Origin of the sequence: Streptomyces sp. AP-93 (assembly GCF_022808175.1) — a bacterium.
GTDB lineage: Bacteria > Actinomycetota > Actinomycetes > Streptomycetales > Streptomycetaceae > Streptomyces.
In genome coordinates, this window is sequence record NZ_JALGBX010000013.1 from 35225 (window position 1) to 53436 (window position 18212).

At 71.5% G+C, this 18212-nt stretch carries 19 protein-coding genes; 10 read left to right on the forward strand and 9 right to left on the reverse strand.

Annotation, left to right across the window (positions count from 1 at the left end):
* Positions 1-272 precede the first annotated feature (272 nt).
* Positions 273-1670, forward strand: a complete 1398-nt coding sequence (locus tag MTF69_RS21835) for a M1 family metallopeptidase (RefSeq protein ID WP_243336763.1) — start codon at positions 273-275, stop codon at positions 1668-1670.
* A 338-nt stretch (positions 1671-2008) separates the two neighbouring features.
* On the opposite strand, the gene MTF69_RS21840 is transcribed toward MTF69_RS21835, so the two are convergent.
* On the reverse strand, positions 2009-2302 hold the full coding sequence (locus MTF69_RS21840) for a hypothetical protein (RefSeq protein WP_243336765.1): 294 nt from the start codon (positions 2300-2302) through the stop codon (positions 2009-2011).
* Between the two features lie 325 nt (positions 2303-2627).
* On the opposite strand from MTF69_RS21840, the gene MTF69_RS21845 reads away from it, so the two are divergent.
* Positions 2628-3170, forward strand: a complete 543-nt coding sequence (locus MTF69_RS21845) for a hypothetical protein (RefSeq protein ID WP_243336767.1) — start codon at positions 2628-2630, stop codon at positions 3168-3170.
* A 150-nt stretch (positions 3171-3320) separates the two neighbouring features.
* Positions 3321-3713, forward strand: coding sequence for a YciI family protein (locus MTF69_RS21850; protein ID WP_243336769.1), 393 nt, complete (start codon positions 3321-3323; stop codon positions 3711-3713).
* A 22-nt stretch (positions 3714-3735) separates the two neighbouring features.
* On the opposite strand, the gene MTF69_RS21855 is transcribed toward MTF69_RS21850, so the two are convergent.
* Both MTF69_RS21855 and MTF69_RS21860 read right to left on the reverse strand, forming a co-directional pair.
* Positions 3736-3975: a hypothetical protein gene (locus tag MTF69_RS21855; protein ID WP_243336771.1), complete on the reverse strand. Its 240-nt coding sequence runs from the start codon at positions 3973-3975 to the stop codon at positions 3736-3738.
* Between the two features lie 244 nt (positions 3976-4219).
* Positions 4220-5260, reverse strand: a complete 1041-nt coding sequence (locus MTF69_RS21860) for a vWA domain-containing protein (protein WP_243336773.1) — start codon at positions 5258-5260, stop codon at positions 4220-4222.
* Between the two features lie 257 nt (positions 5261-5517).
* On the opposite strand from MTF69_RS21860, the gene MTF69_RS21865 reads away from it, so the two are divergent.
* Positions 5518-5763 (forward strand): hypothetical protein, encoded by a 246-nt coding sequence (locus MTF69_RS21865; protein WP_243336775.1) that lies wholly within the window; start codon positions 5518-5520, stop codon positions 5761-5763.
* An 82-nt stretch (positions 5764-5845) separates the two neighbouring features.
* Here MTF69_RS21865 and MTF69_RS21870 read toward each other — a convergent pair whose 3' ends face one another.
* The gene (locus tag MTF69_RS21870) at positions 5846-7225 is read right to left on the reverse strand and encodes an MFS transporter (RefSeq protein ID WP_243336776.1); all 1380 of its coding nucleotides are present in this window, start codon (positions 7223-7225) and stop codon (positions 5846-5848) included.
* Between the two features lie 64 nt (positions 7226-7289).
* Positions 7290-8324, reverse strand: coding sequence for a hypothetical protein (locus MTF69_RS21875; protein ID WP_243336779.1), 1035 nt, complete (start codon positions 8322-8324; stop codon positions 7290-7292).
* A 347-nt stretch (positions 8325-8671) separates the two neighbouring features.
* Here MTF69_RS21875 and MTF69_RS21880 point away from each other — a divergent pair, with 347 nt between their 5' ends.
* Entirely contained in the window at positions 8672-9685 is a 1014-nt protein-coding gene (locus MTF69_RS21880) for a terpene synthase family protein (RefSeq protein ID WP_243336781.1), read from the forward strand.
* Between the two features lie 68 nt (positions 9686-9753).
* Here MTF69_RS21880 and MTF69_RS21885 read toward each other — a convergent pair whose 3' ends face one another.
* The gene (locus MTF69_RS21885; RefSeq protein ID WP_243336783.1) at positions 9754-10365 is read right to left on the reverse strand and encodes a GPP34 family phosphoprotein; all 612 of its coding nucleotides are present in this window, start codon (positions 10363-10365) and stop codon (positions 9754-9756) included.
* Positions 10366-10693: 328 nt separating this feature from the next.
* Here MTF69_RS21885 and MTF69_RS21890 point away from each other — a divergent pair, with 328 nt between their 5' ends.
* Complete coding sequence (locus tag MTF69_RS21890; protein WP_243336784.1) at positions 10694-11281, forward strand: hydrolase; 588 nt, start codon at positions 10694-10696, stop codon at positions 11279-11281.
* Here MTF69_RS21890 and MTF69_RS21895 read toward each other — a convergent pair.
* Positions 11278-12306: a trans-acting enoyl reductase family protein gene (locus MTF69_RS21895; RefSeq protein ID WP_243336785.1), complete on the reverse strand. Its 1029-nt coding sequence runs from the start codon at positions 12304-12306 to the stop codon at positions 11278-11280. The two genes, MTF69_RS21890 and MTF69_RS21895, sit on opposite strands and share 4 nt — an antisense overlap.
* Positions 12307-12496: 190 nt before the next feature.
* On the opposite strand from MTF69_RS21895, the gene MTF69_RS21900 reads away from it, so the two are divergent.
* The gene (locus tag MTF69_RS21900) at positions 12497-13459 is read left to right on the forward strand and encodes a helix-turn-helix domain-containing protein (RefSeq protein WP_243336786.1); all 963 of its coding nucleotides are present in this window, start codon (positions 12497-12499) and stop codon (positions 13457-13459) included.
* A 41-nt stretch (positions 13460-13500) separates the two neighbouring features.
* Here MTF69_RS21900 and MTF69_RS21905 read toward each other — a convergent pair whose 3' ends face one another.
* On the reverse strand, positions 13501-14157 hold the full coding sequence (locus MTF69_RS21905) for a TetR/AcrR family transcriptional regulator (RefSeq protein WP_243336787.1): 657 nt from the start codon (positions 14155-14157) through the stop codon (positions 13501-13503).
* Between the two features lie 101 nt (positions 14158-14258).
* On the opposite strand from MTF69_RS21905, the gene MTF69_RS21910 reads away from it, so the two are divergent.
* Positions 14259-15320, forward strand: coding sequence for an oxygenase MpaB family protein (locus MTF69_RS21910; RefSeq protein WP_243336788.1), 1062 nt, complete (start codon positions 14259-14261; stop codon positions 15318-15320).
* A gap of 54 nt (positions 15321-15374) precedes the next feature.
* On the opposite strand, the gene MTF69_RS21915 is transcribed toward MTF69_RS21910, so the two are convergent.
* On the reverse strand, positions 15375-16286 hold the full coding sequence (locus MTF69_RS21915) for an NAD-dependent protein deacetylase (protein ID WP_243336789.1): 912 nt from the start codon (positions 16284-16286) through the stop codon (positions 15375-15377).
* A gap of 194 nt (positions 16287-16480) precedes the next feature.
* On the opposite strand from MTF69_RS21915, the gene MTF69_RS21920 reads away from it, so the two are divergent.
* A complete protein-coding gene (locus MTF69_RS21920) occupies positions 16481-17533 on the forward strand; it encodes a TlpA disulfide reductase family protein (protein ID WP_243336790.1) in 1053 nt (350 codons plus the stop codon).
* Positions 17530-18150, forward strand: coding sequence for a TetR/AcrR family transcriptional regulator (locus MTF69_RS21925; RefSeq protein WP_243336791.1), 621 nt, complete (start codon positions 17530-17532; stop codon positions 18148-18150). The genes MTF69_RS21920 and MTF69_RS21925 overlap by 4 nt, the downstream gene beginning before the upstream one ends.
* Positions 18151-18212 lie beyond the last annotated feature (62 nt).

Here is an 18212-nt window from a genome sequence, read left to right on the forward strand (position 1 = left end):
CAGCAGGTCCGCCAGGTCGCGGACGGCGAGTTCCCGCGGCGCGGCCCCCTCACCCGCGACGACCGCCTTCCTGGCGCTCCTGCGCTCAGCGGCCGCCGAGTTGCCCGCCTAGGGCATCCATCCGCCCGACCGGCCAACACCCCTGCAGCAACCGCGCGTTGGTGCTCGCCCGGCCTGCCCGGGCCCGTACGGGCGCCTCCCGGCGGGGGCGTCCGCGGCACGTGCACGGGAACTCGCCCTTCCGGGCGTACGGACGTTCTAGCGTGCCTGCCATGATCTCGCTCAGGATTCGGCGGGCCCTGTTGCTCGCCCTCGCTTCCGTCCTGCTCTGCGTCCCCCGGACGGCCACGGCCCAGACCCCTCCGGACAGCGCGGCACCCGCGCCGACGGCGACGGCGACGCCCGACCGCCCCTCCTACGAGGTGTCCTTGCGCGGCGACACCGGCGGCTCGCACTGGACCGGCCGCCAGACGGTGTCCTTCCGCAACTCCGCCCGCACTCCGCTGCGTTCGGTCGACATCAGGCTGTGGGGCAACGGCACCGACGGCTGCGGAACCCCCGAGGCGCCGTCCCCGGTCCGGGTGGGCCGGGTCGCCGGAGGCACCCCGCGACCGCTCACCGTCGACTGCACCGCCCTGCAGATCGACCTGCCCGCGCCGCTCCCGTACGGGGCGCGGACGACCGTCTCCTTCGACGTGGACATCACCGTCCCGGACCGCGTCCACCGCTTCGGGAAGGACGGCGCGCACCGCTACCTCGGCAACGCGCTGCCCCTGCTGTCCGTACGCGACGCCCAGGGCCGGCACCTCGACCCGGACGTCGGCTTCGGCGAGAGCTTCTACACCCTGACCGGCGACTTCCGCGTGGTCCTCGACCACCCCGGCGCGCTCGTCGTCCCCGCGACGGGCACCACCAGCCGCCGCGCGGGCGCACCCGGCCGCACGGTCACCACCAGCGTCGCGCACGGGGTACGGGACTTCGCGTGGGCGGCGGGCCCCTTCCTGTCGAAGACGGTGACCACGCCCGGCGGGGTACGGCTGAACGCGTACGGGACCGCCGCCACGTCCCCCGAGGGCGTCGCCACCGACCTGAAGGACGCCGTCGGCTCGGTCGACGCGTTCGGGAAGCGCTTCGGGCGCTACCCCTACGGCGAGCTCGACCTCGTCATGAGCGACAACCTCGACGAGTTCGGCAGCATGGAGTTCCCGGGCCTCGTCCTGCTCTGGACCGAACCGGAGGGGTCGGCCGTCGTCCACGAGATCGCCCACCAGTGGTTCTACGGCATCGTCGGCAACGACCAGTTCACATCGCCCTGGCTGGACGAATCCTTCGCCCAGTACGCGAACCAGTCGTACTACGGCACGGACACCACCACCTGCTGGGACGACCAGGGAGCCTGGCCCAGCGACACCGCCGCCCTCACGCACTCCATGGCCTACTACGCGGCCGGCCACCGCTCCGAGTTCGTCCGAGTCGTCTACCACCGCGGCTCCTGCGCCCTGCACGACCTGGAACGCACCCTGGGCACCCCGGCGATGACAGCCATGCTGCGCGGCTACGTCCGCGACCACTGGCTGGGCGTCTCCACCACCACGGACTTCAAGCGCGCCGCCCAGGCGGCAACGCCCCGGGACCTCACCCCGTTCTGGACGGAACACCGGATCCACTGACCACGCCCCGCCCCGACAGCGCCCCTGAACGACCTCGGGACCGGCGGCAAGCGCCGGATGGCGTGCTCTTCACCTGGTTCTACACCGGAGCCAAGGTGTCCACCGTCGGCGCGGTGGACTTCCGCACCGCGCTCGCGGGCCTGGTCCTCCTGGGCGACGCGCAGTCGACGGCCCTGCCCCTGCCCAAGACGTACGGGGCGAAGCCCCGCACACGGCCGACCGCTTGCGCCTGTCGCCGGGCGAGCGCGCGGAAGCCGTCGTACGTATCCGGCCGGGCGAGCGGACGGTCCTGCGCTGAGTACACCGGCGCTAGCGCAGGGAAGATCGCGCCTCCTGCTCTAGGGGCGGGCATCCCATCGGTGGAGCAGGGACCCGTCCCGGCCGAAGACCTCCATGCGGTAGCCCTTGGCCGTGGAGAGCTGCTCGAATTCCCTGAGGTACGAGACGACGGAGTCCCGCTGCTTCTCGAAGAGGGAGTTCTCCGACTCGCTCTGCGTGGTCCTTAGGATCAGCAGGGGAGCCCCCTCGGGATCCGCCTCCTGCTGGATGGCGTACACGCTCTCGTCCCCGCCCTCCCGCTGATACCGCTCGGCCAGCGCGAGGGCGGTCGGCGCTGCGGCCGTACTCGTCACGGTCGGCCCGGCCTCCGAAACGGCACCCTCGTGTTCCGTGCATGCCGTCAGGAGAAGCGCACTGCCGACGATCAGGGACGCCGTTCGTACCCGTACCCGTATCCGCACGTTGCTCCTCAACTCACTTATCACCAAGCCATGGCGGTTCATTCTCACCCCTCAGGTGAGTACGGCGGCCCGCAAGCCGGTGGGGGCTCGCCGAGAACGGGTGACCCCTGGGTGTGACGGAAGGGCAAGCGGGCGGCTCGCGTCGGCCAGGCCGTCTACTGTGCGGACCAAGGCCGAGCCGGGCTGTCCATCGTGGCGAACCTGAGGAGGAAATCCTGTGGCATCGCAGTACGGTCCCGAGCACGCTCCCGCGGGTGATGTGGGCGCAGCGCTGTTGATGATCGATTCTCGACTCAAAGGCATTCACGACGGCAAGACCGGGATGGATCCCGAACAGCAGGCGCTGATCGACCAGTACGCCTCGTCGCTCGGCCCCAGGGAAGCCGACGACCTGCTGGACGGGGCGTGCACGCTCATCTACATGTTCATGATGTGGCTCCGCAGGGCCCACGAGGACAACGGCAAGGACGTCATCGAGTACGTCGTGCCGAACATCGTTGCCACGATGCGCATGATGCCCAGGAGCGTCCGTCCCGAGGCCATCCCCACCATGGCCGGCCTCGTCATCGCCGCGGGCACCGGGCTGAGCCCCAACCTGTGGCGCAAGCAGTACGGAGACTGGACCGAGGCGGAGATGAACCCGCTGGAAGCCACGGCCTTCCTGCTCGCGGAGTACATCAACCGCATGACCGGCGACCCCGACTTCGCCACCCGCCTGATCACCGATGCCCTGGCCGGCGCGGAAGAAGGCGGAAGCTGACGCACGCCATCCCTCGCGAGCACCGCCCTGGGGGCGATCATCAGGTTTCCGTGATGTGGTGCTTGGAGTGCCGATGAGTTGTGCGGCCACTGGCCGTCTACCTCTGTGTAGGACCGAAACCCCAGCAGCCGCCCCGGAAGGGTGAGGAACATGAAGTACATGATCCAGATGAACGTGCCTGCCGCCGAGTGGGACGCCATGATGTCCGCGTACTCCGAGGACGACATGAAGGCCATGTTCGCCCACATGGGTGCCCTCAACGAGGACATCACCGCCGCCGGCGAATGGGTCGACGCACAGGGCCTCGGTGGTCCCTCGCTGGTCAAGACCGTACGGGCGGGAAGCGACGGGCGGCCGCAGGTGACCGACGGCCCGGCCCAAGAGGGACACATCCTGGCCGGGTACTGGCTGGTCGACGTCAAGAGCGAGGACCGGGCCCTGGAGATCGCCGCACGGGCGTCGGCATGCCCCGGCCCGGGAGGCAAGCCGGGCAGTGACCCGGTCGAAGTACACCCGATCCCCGCAGACCCGACCCAGGCCTGAGCCGAGCGGGCCGCCCTCGTCGTTACGACGAGGGCGAGGCCGTCCTGGGCGGCGCCGACGCCCGGTCCGCGACGAGGCGGACCGCCGCGATCGTGAGGTCCGGATCGTGGAGCTGGACGTAATGGTCGCTACCGGTCGCCAGCAGATGCGGGGTCTGCGGCCGCAGGCCCACCAGAGCCTGCTGCGCCGGGGGCCAGGCCTTCTCCAGCTTCGCCACCAGATCCTTGGACAGCGTGGGCGGTACGGCGAAGGGCTCGATCATGGTCCAGGTCCTGGACCATGGCGGGCAGGGCCCGGGTGCCCCGCACGGGAGTGCTGCGGTCCGTGAGCTCGGGCGGCTGCGCGTAGCGGATGGTCCCCGGCCGGTCGTAGGTACACACCCGGGTGAACGCGGCGACGCCCGGCACCGCCGCACCAGGCATGCGCCATCGCATACCTCAAGCCTCCCGCGATCCCTGTCACCCCGCCATCCGGCTCTGGCCCCGGCCCCGGCCCCGGCGCCGGGTTCAGACCATCAGCAGCAGCCGGGTGTTCGGTACGAGCTTCCGGTTGACGCTGGTGCTCTGCACGAAGATCGTGAAATCGTCGTTGTGGTCGGGCTTGACCCGCGCCTCGACGGCCGGCAGGCCGAGCAGGGCTCGGGCCTCCGGCCCCGTGTACACCCGGTCCGTCTTCTTCTCCAGCACCGCGATCTGCTTCTTCGCCTGGATCTTCTCCGGCTTGCTCAGCTGGTAGAACGCACCACCGGTGCGGTAGGTGTGCCCGGACTCGACGACCCATTCCCGGATCGCCGCGTCACGGGCCACCGGGAGCAGCTGGTACGCGGAGGGATCCACCGGGGCGAGACCGGCCGCCTTGATGGTGTCCTTGTTGACCGCGTCCCCGCCGGTGGAGAACACCGCCCGCGATCCCCGGATGCCCTTGGCGCGGCCCACCATGAACTTCTCGGTGGCCTCCTTGATGACCTGCCCGGCCTCCTCCAGACCCTGCGTGCTCGTGGCGTCCCAGATGGCGATGTTCTCCTTCGGGAAGCCGCACTGCATGGCCTCGCGCTTGCCCATCTGGTCCGGCACGAGGACGGCCAGCGTCCAGTTGTCCTCCTGCGTCTCGATCATCTCGGCGACGGCCTTCACCAGTTCGCGCGGATCCCGGGCAGGGGCGTCCGGGGAGCGGTGGCTCGCGTTCTCCTGCCCGTCGGTCAGTACGAACGTCAGGAAGCTGTGGTCGCCGTACAGTTGGGCCGTCTGGGCCAGCTCGCGCTGCGACTTCAGCGAGGCCGCCAGCAGCGCCGTCATTCCACCGGTCCGGTACAGCTGCTTCAGGGACGGCATCCGCAGCACGTCCTTGTCGTAGACGACGCACTCCACCTTGTCCGCGAAGACGTACACCGTGACGCGGGTCTCCTGGTCCAGTTCACCCGACCGGCGGGCCAAGTACGCGATCTGCTGGTCGGCTACTTCGACGACCTTGCGGCTCAGGTGCGACATGGACGAACTGGCATCCAACACAAGAGCAACGTGGTTGATGTAGTTCTGGTTTCCGGACATGGAAGCTCCCCCTCGTTCCGACTGGATGCTCCTACCGTCTCATCCACCACTGACAATCGATCTTGGCTCCGATGCCGGACGAGGGTGTCCCGCCCAGGCGCGAACACGGCCGCGCGACGGGTGTTGCGGGGTGTCGAAACGTTACGCCCGTGGCGTTCGAGTGAACGGTCGTTCCTGTCGGCTTCGCCGGGCGTTGAATCGGCTGACGCACCCACCCAGGGGAGCGTCCCCAGATCCTTGAGTCCTTAGGGGAACCAATGCGTATTCGCTCTGCCGTCACCGCCTCCGTCCTCGCTGCCGGCATCCTGCTGGGCGGCGCCGGCGCGGCCCTGGCCAACGACGGTGTCGACATCGACTACTTCTCGGGCGGGCACAAGGCCTTCTCGTCCAACTGCTCGTCCGCGGCCGCCATCCCGCCGGCCTTCGGCCCCGCCTACACCTCCTCCTGCGCGAAGGAAGGCGAGGCGGAGTGGCTCAAGGGTGCCCACCTCGGCGCCAAGTAGGAACGCTCGGTCCGGGCCGGCCCGGACCGGCGCACGGGGGCGGTCGGACGGCGACGTCCGCCGCCCCCGCGGTGTCAGCGGATCAGCGGCTCCTGCCCTGTGCCGCGAGCCGACGCCGCACGGCCAGGACGAGCAGCGCCGCGGCGAGGACGGCCACACCGCCCAGCCGCAGGATCGCGTCGTAGGCCTCCTCGGGCGACCGCTGCGGCGTCATCGCCGAGATCCCCGCGGCCGCGCCGGCCAGCGCGATCGCACCTCCGGTGACCAGGAAGGTCAGCAGGACCCCCGATGCCTCCCCGGCCCTGGCAGGAGGGACGAGCTGCTGGGTCGCCACGCTGGCGTACGTCCACCCCAGCCCCAGGCCCAGGCCGCACCACGCGAACACCGGTACGTACAGCCACCAGGCGGTGACCTCCGTCAGCGCGTACATCCCCGTGCCCGCGCCGATTCCGGCCAGCGCCATCACCGTGGTCGGCCGCAGACGCCGGCCCAGCCGCGCTCCCAGCGGCCCGCTGAACGCCACCAGCAGGGCCGGGGCCAGGAAGACCGTGCCGGCCAGGAGCGGCGAGAGCCCCCGTACGCCCTGGAGATAGAGGGTGGCGAGGAAGACGGTGACCCCGTAGCCCATGTTGGTGAGCGTGCCCATCCCGGTGACCAGGACGTACGGGACATCGCGGAACAGCCCCAGATCGATCAGCGGGTGCCGGGCCCGCCGCTCCCGCACCAGGAACAGCCCGCCGCTCACCACCGCCGCCGCGAAGCCGAGTAGGACGTGAGCACTGCTCCACCCCCAGGCGTCCGCGCGCTCCACGGTCAGGGTGAGGGCGGCCAGCGCCCCGACGATCAGGGCGCAGCCGAGCAGATCGAGCTCCCGCGGCGCCGACGTATCGCGCGAGTCCGGGACGTACGCGAGAGCGGTGAGCAGCGAGAACAGGCTCAGCGGCGCCATCAGCCAGAAGATCCAGCGCCAGCCGGGCCCTTCGGTGAACCCTCCGCCCACGAAGGGCCCGATCGCGGTCCCGATGTTGGCGACGCCGAACACGGCCCCCAGGGCCCTGGCACGGGACTCCTCGGGAAAGGTGTTGGTGATCACGGACACGGCCACCGGGAACACGAAGGCAGCGCCCACCCCCTGGGCGATCCGGGCCACGACCAGCGGACCGAGGCCGGGAGCCAGCGCGCACCCCACGGTTCCGGCGGTGAACAGGGCGGTCCCGGCCAGCAGTGTGCCCCGCCGGCCGAAGACGTCCCCCACCCGGCCGCCGATGATGAAGAAGCAGCCGATGGCGAGCATGTACGCGGACAAGGTCCACTGCGCGGCCGACACCGTGACGCCGAGCTCCGCGGCGATCCCCGGGATGGCGAGGTTGAGCGCGAAGAAGTCGAGCTGGATGCAGAACAGGGCGACGGCGACCGCGATGAAGGCCCCCTTCCGCGCCGGGGTGGAAGTCTCTGCGCGCATGAGGGGCGTTCCTCTCAGCGGTCAGCGGTCAGCGGTCAGCGGTCGGCCCGTCGGCTGTCATCGGTCAGCGGGGCGCCACGGCTCCGGAGTTCGGCGACTGCTGGAGCCCGGAGGCATCGACGGCCTCGAAGTCCGAACCCTTGAAGCCCTTGAGCGCGTTGAGCTGGGCATTGTCCCAGCCAGGATTCTCCTCACCGGTGAGGTACCAGGCCGACCCGTTGTCGGCGACGATGGCCCCGTACTTCTTCAGCGCCTCGGCGACGGCCTGCGCTTGAGGGCCCAGCGCCGAGGTGTCCACCGAGCTCTTGAGCCGCAGCCGCAGTCCCATGGGCGGCAGCGATGCGTCCGCCGCGGAGCCCGCCTGATGCCTCGCCGGCCAGACGTAGCTCCGGTCCGTACGGGGCACGGTCATCCTGATCGCGTGGTCGACCAGCCCGCCCGCGGCCTCCTCGTAGCGCACCAGGCCGGGCAGGATGGCGAGGCCGGCCGCATCGGCCGATGTCCAGTCCGCCGGCCGCAGTTCGTGGCTCCGCAGGTCGAAGACCGCGCCCGAGCCCGCATGCCAGGCGTTGTCGCCCTGCGCGCTTGCGTTCCAGAGCTCGTACGACTTGCACAGGGCGCGGTCCCAGACGACGACATGGCGGTCCCCGGAGCTCTCCGGGCCGTTCTCGATTCCGGCGTTCTGCGGAATCCGGTACCCGGACGCATCGCTTTCCCCGGCGATGTCCAGCGAGACCTTCGATTCCGGCACGGTCGTGTCCGAGACGGTGATGGGAATGCCGAAGGGCTCACCGTCGATGAGCCCCGCCCCGAAGTCGGGGTGCAGGGGCTCCGCGGCACCGATCGAAGAGACGTACCGGTCCGAGCTCGGGTGCACGGGAAGCGTGTCCACGGGAGCGTGCCAGAAGCTGTCCGGCAGAGCGGTCCGGCAGGAACCGTCCTGCGGGCCGTCGGCAACCGGGGCGGCCACCGCGAGGGAAGATCCCTGGCCGGAACCCGCGTACCCGGACACCAGACACGTGGCGGCGAAGGCGGAGACAGCGGCGGCCACGGGGATGCGACGCCTCCGGTGGAGTACGGCTCCGCGTTGCGCTGCCATGGCCTCACCTCATCCGCGGCTGCCATCCCGGCGATCTCTCCCAGCGTAGGCACGTTCCGGCTCCGCTGCTCTGCCGCGCCCGCCGGCATCCCGGTGCGGTGCTCCCGGTGCGGTCGGCAGGCGGCCCGGCCGGCGCGTTGCGCGCTCCTGGCGCCCCGCGAGTGCTCCCGGTTGCCCGTTGTGGCCAGGGAACGTCCTGCGTTCAATGAGATGGGCCGAACACGAGGTGATCACTGATGACAGGAACGCGGACGTACGAAGCCGAGCACGTCAATGGGCGTGGCCGTGGCCGTGGCCGTGGCCGTCGGCCGGGAGCGGACGACTTCGACGCGCGCTCAGCGGAGTTCATGAGCAGCTTCGGCCTGGGCGGAGGGACGGCTCGCAGCACGCGGCTGACCACGGGGCTGAACCGGATCGCGGTGAGGATCGCACCGTACGCCGACCCGTTCGCGGCCCAACTGCTCAGCGACCTCGCCGTGTGGGTGTTCGCCTTCGACGACCTCTGCGACGAGGACCTCCCGAGTCTCACCCCCACCGAGATGCTCACGAGGGTCGCCCGGCTCCAGCGGACGATCGAGGCCCCCGAGGTCCCCCTCGACAAAGACCCCTTCGGCCTGGCCCTGCGCGACATCCGGCTCCGTGTGGCGGCGATCGCCACCCCCGTACAGGTCAGGAGGTGGGTCGACGCGATGCGCGGCTACTTCCTCGCCGAGGCCCGCACCGGCGCCGACACGACCGCACCGGGAGACCCGCAGGACGTGAGCGACTACCTGCTCACCCGCCTGCACTCCGGAGCCGCCCTGGCCGTACCCGTGCTGCTCGACGCGGTCGGTGCGGCACTGCCCGCAGCGCAGTGGGAGGACCGGCGCATCCGTGCACTGACCGAGATGGCGGCGGCGATCGTGGTGGTGGACACCGACATCCACTCCTTCGCGAAGGAGAACGAACGCGGCAGCCGCAGCGGCAACTTGGTAGCACTCCTGGACGGCCCGGCCGGACCCGGACCCGGAGCTGGAACCGGGGCAGGACCCGGACCCGGACAGGGCCTGCAAGCCGCTTCCAGGCTCCGCGACTCGATCATGCACCGGTTCCTGCACCTGGGTCAGCAGACCGCGAAGGCCCCGGCGGACCCGCGGATCCAAGGCCATTTGGACGCACTCACCCACTACATCTGCGGTGTGCGGGACTGGTGCGGGGCGACCTCCCGCTACTACCCCGAGCAACTGGACGGTACCCACCACCTGCCCCGCCGCCCCGGGACGGCAACCCGTCCACCAGACGGCACCCCCCTCCCGCCCCCGCCGATCGCATCGATCGCGTGGTGGTGGGCGGTCGACGGCGCCCCGCCGGCGTCTCCTTGATCAGGATCCGGCCTCCGGCGCCGGGCCCCACGGCGCCCGGCGCCGGGGGCCGGGGCCCGACTCCGTCGTCATCCGCCGCTGCCGCGCCAGATGTTGTCGAAGGCCGCGTTCTCGACGGCCCGGCGTTGGCGTACGGACGCCAGTTCCACCAAAGCGTCGTTGACGGCGGCCAACACCGTCGCGACGCTGTCGTCGGCCACGTCCGGAGCGTCCCCGGCCCGGTCGTCGCCGCCCTCCAGCGCCTCCGTCAGCAGGACGAGCACAGCTTCCTTCGCCCTCCACCGCTCCTCGGCCCGGCGGCGGGCAGGCGAATCGGCCGGCACCAGCTCACCGGCCCGTAGAGAGAACCCGCGGCGACGTTGCCGTACGAGCTGCCCTTCCTCCTCCAGCACGGCCTGGTAGCTCGCGGACAGGCCGCGCCCTCTGCGCCACAGCCAGTCCGAGACGGACTCGTAGGGCGCCTCCCGAACGAGCGACGCTGCTGCGGCATCCAGCAGGGGATCATCCAATGCCGCCACCTCGCCCGGCACGATGTGATCACCGTCCAGCCCGACGGCCCGGGCGGCAAGGAGGTCGACCACCTCGGCCCCCGCGAGCGCGAGCGACAGGTCGCCCTGCTCGACGGTCCGGCCGGACTCCACGTCCATGGCAATGATCAACAAGTCCCGCGGTGTCGTCATCAAGGGCTCCTCTCAACCGTGCAGGCAGGGCGCCGGCCCATTATCGATCAGCTCGTCCACCCATGGGCGACCCCGCCCCGGCCGTTCGCAAGACGTCACATTCGAGGCCGCCCTGTCGCCCACGGTTCCCTTTATGTCCGTTATCGTCGCGTTGTGGGAGAAGGGCGAGAAGGGCCTACTGGTCCGCCGGCTGCGGGCCGCCTCCGCCGAAGGGGGAGCCGGGCGGATCCACCGACGGGCACCGTCGGCTCATCGCGCTCATCGCGCTCACCGGCAAGGGCCGCGGCCCGTACTCGTACCGGTACGACCAGCGAAGGAAGACGCTCGCATGTCCGAGATCACGCTCGACAAGGGCACCGCCCTCGTCCTCATCGACCTTCAGAAGGGGATCATGGCGCTGCCCGTGGTCACCCCCGCCGAGCGGATCCTTTCCAAGGGCATCCAGCTCGCCGATGCCTTCCGCGCCGCGGGCCTGCCCGTCGTCCTCGTGAAGGTCGCGTGGTCCCCCGACGGGGGCGACCTGCCCACGACCCACACCGACCGGCCCGGTCCGTCCACTCCGCCTCCGGCCGAGTTCTCGGAGCTTCCGGCCGAACTGGCCACCGGCGCCCACGACATCGTCGTCACCAAGCGGCACTGGGGCGCCTTCACCGGCACCGAGCTCGACCTCCAGCTGCGCCGCCGCGGCATCAAGCGGATCGTCCTCGCCGGCATCGCCACCAGTGCCGGCGTCGAGTCCACTGCCCGCTCAGCCTGGGAGCACAGCTACGACCTCGTCTTCGCCGAGGACGCCACCACCGACATGGACGCGGACGCGCACGCCCACACCTTCGGGAAGATCTTCCCGAGGATCGGACGGGTCCGCTCCACCGGCGAGATCCTCACCGCCGTCGCGAACCTCGACGACAGGCCCTAGGGGAGCAGCTCCAGGGTGATGTGCGGGGCCAGCGCGCGCAGGAAGCCGGGCGCGTCGAACATCTCGCCCGCGGAGGCGACGCCGACCCTACGGATGCGGCCGCTCAGGACCCGGTCCAGGGCCTCCACGACGAGGGGGGCCGTGACGGCGTAGATGTCCTGCCCGCGGGCCACGGCGCGGCGTTCGGCGCCGCCCGAGCGCACGACCGCGTCGACGAGGAAGGTCTGGTCGGACCGTCCGCTGTCGTCGGCCGCGGCTGGCGCCGGCGTGCCTGGGGCCGCGATGTCGCGTACCGCCTCGACCGTCATGTACGTGGTCACGTCCGGGATCGGCAGGTGGCTGGGCACGGTCACCACGTCGGCCATCGTGAACTCCCCGATCACCTGCCGGGTCCCCATCGGCTCGGGGAAGCGCCACTCCAGGGTCGGCGGGGCGTCGGTGCGGTACTCCCACTGCCCGCCCGCGTAGCGCATGCGCCGCTCACCGCGCCGCTCCCGCGAGACCGCGCCCGAAAGCCGCGTCCCGGCGGTGGGGTGCCAGCTGCTCAGGGCGTACGCGACGTGCGCCTCCTCGGCCTCGGTCCAGTCGCCCATCGCCGCGGTGACCAGCAGGTCGCCGAGACCGCCGAAGAAGGCCATCGCCGGGACGATCACGGCACCGGCGTCGCGCGCCCGGTCGGCGAAGTGCGCGAAGGTGTCGATATTGGCCTCGAGCTCGGCGGCCACGTCCAGGTAGGGGATCCGCGCCCGCAGGGCCGCCTCGATCACGGGGCCGGTCGTCGAGGCGAAGGGTCCCGCGCAGTTGATCACGGCGGCTGTGCCGGCCAGCGCGCGGTCCAGTGCCTCCGGGTCACCCACCGTCGCCGGGCGGGCCTCCAGGCAGGTCTCGTACGCCAGCGCCTTCAGCTTCTCGCCGTCGCGGCCCGACAGCACCGGCACGAACCCCCGCTGCACCAGCTCCGCCACCACGAACCGCCCGGTGTGCCCGTACGCGCCGAACACCGCCACCAACTGACCTGATCCCATGGTCCCGCTCCCCTGCAATCGCCCGTATCCGAACTCGTGCCCGTGCCTGTACCCGTACCCGTATGACGCCGAGGGCCGAAGGCCGCAGGCCCTCAAGGCCCGCTCCGCCCCGCTCCGTCATGGACATCCTGTCGCGGAACACCAGCCGCCCACCACTGTCCGGAACGACATGACCCGTACACTTCCGGACATGACCACTGTCGCGCTGGCCGTCACCGACGGCATGCTGCACTTCGAGTTGTCCCTGGCCTGCGAGGTCTTCGGCTCCGACCTGACCCACCTCGTGAACCCCTGGTACGGCTTCTCGCTCTGCGGGCCGGGCGCCGTACAGATCGACCGCTTCCGCCTGGAACCCGACCACGGACTCGACCACCTCGCGCAAGCGGACACCGTGATCGTCCCCGGCTGGGCCGACGTCGAACGGGACCCGCCGGCCGAGCTCATCGACGCGGTACGCGCCGCTCACCAGGCCGGCGCGCGCGTGGCCTCGCTGTGTACGGGCGCCTTCGTGCTGGCCGCCGCCGGCCTGCTGGACGGCAAACGCGCGACCACGCACTGGGCACACACCCGGGAACTGGCCAGACGCCACCCCCTCGTCACCGTGGACCCCGACGTCCTCTACGTGGACAACGGCAGCGTGCTGACCTCCGCCGGCAAGGCCGCCGCCATGGACCTCTGCCTGCACCTGGTGCGCCTCGACCACGGCTCCTCGGCCGCCAACAAGATCGCCCGCCGTCTGGTCGTACCACCGCACCGCGACGGCGGCCAGGCGCAGTTCGTCACGACCCCCGTGCCCGATCCCGGCAACCATCCGCTCGCCGACCTCTTCCCGTGGGTGCTGCAACGCCTCGACGAGCCGCTCACCGTGGAGGACCTGGCCCGCCGGGCCCGGATGAGCTCACGCCACCTGGGCCGCCACTTCAAGTCGGTTACCGGCACCACCCCGTTGCAGTGGCTGCACACCCAGCGCATCCGCCACGCCCAGGAACTGCTGGAAACCACCGACGACACCGTCGACACCATCGCGACGGCCACCGGCATGGGCACCGCCACCACCCTGCGCCGCCACTTCGCCCGCACGGTGGGCGTCCCGCCGGACACCTACCGCCGCACCTTCCGCTCGGGGGCGGCCCCGGCCCACCCGACGGCGTAGGCGTTCGACCGCTGACGCCGCAGAAGGGGTCGGGGCGCCGCCTACGTCGAGGGCGAGGACGAGGGCCAGATGCCGCCGAGCAGGAGCCGCAGTTGGCCGGCGAGCCGGGTGGAGTCGATCGCGTCGGCGGAGGTGAGCGCGAGGCGTGCGAAGTGTTCCGCGGAGGCGACCAGCGCGTGGGCCAGGACCTCGGGGTCCGGTGCGGGCCCTTCTGTGGCCGGCGCGGACTCGATCCACGAGGCGACCCGGCGCCGGAACCGCTCCCGGTCCGCCTCGATGCGCGCGTGGACGGCCGGGGGAGTGGTCGCCGGAGTCAGCAGGATCAGGCGCCACGTGTCCGGGTCCTCCCGCAGCATGGCGCCCATCCGGTTGACGGCCTCGCAGGCGAAGCCGACCGGGTCGTGGGTGCGGCGGGTGTCGTGAACGCTCGCGAGCAGGCGGGTGTAGGCGCGTTCCTGCTGGCGGTCGAGGAGGGTGAGCAGCAGGTCGTCGAGGTCGTCGAAGGCCCCGTAGACCACCGAGCGCGCGACCTGCGCCCGCTTGGCGATCGCGTCGATGGAGACCCGGGCGTAGCCCTCGCTCACGATCACGGCGAGGGCCGCGTCGAGGAGTTGCTCGCGGCGTTCGGCGATCGGGACGCGCGGAGCGTAGGGGCGCCGCCTGCGCGGCCTTTCGTTCGGAGACGTCGGTGTCGACACCTTGGCATCTTACGACAGTCGTGTCTTAATTTAAGACAGTCCTGTCTTATTGGGGGAGCGGTGCGCACCCGCTGCCAGGAACACCACGAGGGAGCGGTCTGATGGCCCGACTGCACGGCAAAGAGGTCGAACCGCACGAGGACTACGGGTTCTTCGGTCCCGGATCGGTGGTCTGGAAGGTGTGGAGCTACCCGACGGCGCCCACGGTGGGCTTCCAGCGCTCCGTGGTCGTGGAGGAACTCGACCCGCCGCTGGTGGCCGCGGTCCACGGCACCCAGGGCATCTACGACCGCACGCGCACCCGCTACGACCGCACGCTGCGCTACTTCGCGATGGTGGCCTTCGCCGGCTCGGACCAGGTGTGCAAGGCGGCGGACGTCCTGGTCAAGGTCCACTCGAAGGCCATCGGCCAACTGCCCTACGGCGAAGGCACCTACGACGCCAACGACCCCGCCTCGCAGCTGTGGATACAGCTCACCGGCTGGCACTCGATCCTCTACGCCTACGAGAAGTACGGGCCCGGAAAGCTCACCGCCGAGGAGGAGGCGGAGTACTGGGAGTCCTGCGCCCTCGCCGCGGAGTTCCAGACCTGCTCGCCCGACGACGTCCCGCGCGACCGCGCCGGGATCCGGGCGTACTTCGAGCGCATGCGCCCGCGGCTGGAGGCCAGCCCGATCGCCCGGCAGGCCATGAACCACCTCCTGAACACCGACCTCGTCCTCCCGCCGACCCCGTGGTGGATGAGGCCCGCGCGGACGGTCGTGGCCAGGACGCACCGGATCGCCACCATCGCCACCATGCCGCGCTGGATGCGGGAGCTGGCGCAGATCCGGCAGTCCCGCCTCCTCGACGTCCTCGTCGTACCGGTCATGCGGGTGTCCTTCGCGCTCGCCCACCTCAGCCCCCGGGCCGAACTGTTCCTGCTGGGGATGCTCTCGCCCTCCACGGTCAAGGTGGTCGCGCCCGTCAAGCTCGGCGTGCCTCCGCGCACCAAGGAGGTCCTCACCCCCGAACAGGCCCGCGCCCGCCACGGCTACGTGAAGCCCGCCGAGGCGCACGCCGATTTCCGGGCGCGCCAGGCGGTACGCGTCTTCGGCGACGGGAAGCCTCCGAGCGACCAGGGACTCATCGAATCCCAGGAGGTACTGGGCCCGCTGGCCTGACGCGCGACGGGGAGCCGCCCGCCGTCGCCCGGCCCCGGGCGACGGCGGACCGCATCACGTCGTGGCGTGGTCCGTAGCCTGCCGGTCGAGGGGGACCCCCAGGCCGTCGGCCAGGGCGGTGAGGGTCGCTCCCAGGGGGAGTGCGACCCGGGTCGCGGCGTGGCGGTCGCCGCGGGTCGGGTCCCGGTTGACGATCAGCACGGGCTTCCCGGCCCGGGCCGCCTGGGACACGAAGCGGAGCCCGGACATCACCGTCAGCGACGAGCCCAGGACCAGCAGCGAGGTCGCCGCGTCGACCAGTGCGCGGCAGTGTCCGACCCGCTGCGGCGGGACGGTCTCGCCGAAGAACACCACATCCGGTTTGAGGATGCCGCCGCAGATCGCGCAGGGCACCGGGCGGAAGTCTCCGACCTGGTCGTCGGTGAGGTCGGCGTCACCGTCCGGGTTCAGTGCGACGTCCGCCGGCGCGAAGCCGGCGTTGGCCTCCTCCAGCCGTCGGGCGAGTTCCCGGCGGGGGCTGAGCGCTCCGCAGGAGAGGCACACGACCCGGCCCAGGCTTCCGTGGAGTTCCACCACTCCCTCGCTGCCGGCGGCCTGGTGCAGTCCGTCGACGTTCTGGGTGATCACGCCCGAGAGCATCCCGTACCGCTGGAACGCCGCGACGGCCCGGTGTCCGTCATTGGGCACGGCCCGCCCGAACGTGCGCCAGCCGAGGTGGCCGCGTGCCCAGTACCGGCGCCGGGCCCGAGCGCTGGAAGTGAACTCCTGGTACGTCATGGGCGTGTGACGGCGCAGGCTGCCGCGCTCGCCCCGGTAGTCGGGAATGCCCGACTCCGTGGACATCCCGGCCCCGCTGAGCACCAGCACCCCGCCGGCCCGCAGCGCGTCGGCGACCGGCCCCGGGTCCGTGGTGCCGGGCGGCAGGTCCGCCGTCGGGGTCCAGCTCAAAGTGGGACGCGTACGCATGCCGCCAGGGTACGGAAGCGCCCGGACATCGGCACGGGACCGACTGAGGGCGTCCGGGCGTCCGGGCGTCGGGGCGGCGGGCGTCCAGGTGTGCGGGCGTCCGGGCCTCCACCTCCCGATGGCCTTGCCGTGGAGCGGATAACGTTGTTATTTTTGCGAGACACAGTTTCCACACCGCGCAGCAGGGAGTTGCCATGGACGGCGTGCACGTCACGATCCTGGACGACGGCAGGGAAACGGTCGTAGCCGCGCAGACGGGCCCGGCGGGCCGGATCCTCCTGACCCCCGAGGCGGCCGAAGAGGCCCTCGGCTGGGTCCGCAAGCCGCATGGCTGGTGCCGGGGCGACCTCTGCGTGCCCGTCTCCGCCGCCGCCCGGGCCGAACACCACGGTCTGCTCGACCCGGTGGCCTTCGCCGGCCTCCTCGACCGCCCGGTCGCGACCGACACCGGGGTCATCGCCCTCGGAGTTTCCGCGCAAGAACGCTCGCAGGCCCTCGCCGGCGCCACCGCCCCGGACTTCACCCTCCCCGACGTCGACGGCGTGCCGCACTCGCTGAGCGACCTGCGCGGCCGCAAGGTCGCCCTGGTCTTCTGGGGCTCGTGGTGCGGCTGCCGCTACGACCTCCCCGAATGGGAGCGCCGCCACGCCGCACTCGCCGGGCACGGCTTCAGCGTCCTCAGCGTCGCGGTGGACCGCCGCGCCGCCGACGCCGCGCCGTGGATCGCCGAGGCCGCGGTCACCCACCCCGCACTCATCGACACGGACGGAGCCGTGGCCGACCTCTACGACGTCCTGAACGTCCCGACCGTCCTGTGGATCGACGAGGAGGGGAAGGTGGCCCGCCCCAACGACACCCAGTTCGCGACCGACCTCTTCCGCGAACTGTCGGGCCTGGACTCCGGCGCGGCGCTGGTCGCACTTGACCGCTGGGTCCTCACCGGCGACAGCGGACTGTCCGACGAGGACGTCACCCGGCACACCCGCCGCGCCACGGCCGGGCAGCAGCAGGCGCGTACCGAAGCGGCCCTGGCCCTGTGGCTCCACCGGGGCGGCCGCGCGACAGAAGCCGAACGGCACTTCGCGCGGGCCGAACAGCTCGCACCGCAGGACCTGACGATCTGGCGCGGAACCATGCCCCTGCGCGGCCTGGACCCGATGGGCGACGAGTACTTCGCCAAGCGCACCGCACTCACCGAAGCCGGCATCCCGATCTACCGCCCCCTCGGCGACTGGCAGCAGGCATGAGCGGCGACCTCTACTCCCGTGCCCAGGCCCAAGGCCATGAAGCGCTGCGCGCCGCCCTCCTCGACCTCGCCGCCCAACTCCTCGCGGCGGAAGGCCCGACCGCCCTCACCATGCGCCGCATCGCCACCGCGGCCGGCTGCTCCACCACGGTCCTCTACCGCCACTTCGGCGCGAAGGACGGCATCTCCGAGGCCCTGTACCAGGAAGGCTTCGACCGCCTGCGCCGCAGCCTGGAGGCCGTCCCCCCATCGGCCGACCCAACCGCCCACCTGGCCGACCTGGGCCGCGCCTACCGCGAGAACGCCCTGACCGAACGCAACCTCTACCAGGTCATGTTCGCCGGCCTCATCCCCGGTTTCGCCCCCACTCCCGAGGCCCGCGAGGTCGCCGCCGCCAGCCTGGAGGTCCTCCGAGAAGCCGTACGAGCCTGCGCGGCGACCGGCGTCTTCCGCCCGGACGCGGACGTCGACGAGGTCACGGACGTGATCTGGGCCGCCGCCCACGGCTCGATCACCCTGGAACTCGCGGGCCACTTCACGGCCCGAACGGCAGAGCGCCGCTACCAAACCCTCACCAGAGCCGCGGTGGCCGCATTCCTGCAGGCCCCCGGGCCGTGACGCCCGTTCGAGCGAGCGTCCTGCGCACCCCCGTCGAGGGATCTGCCCATGCCCGCACCCCA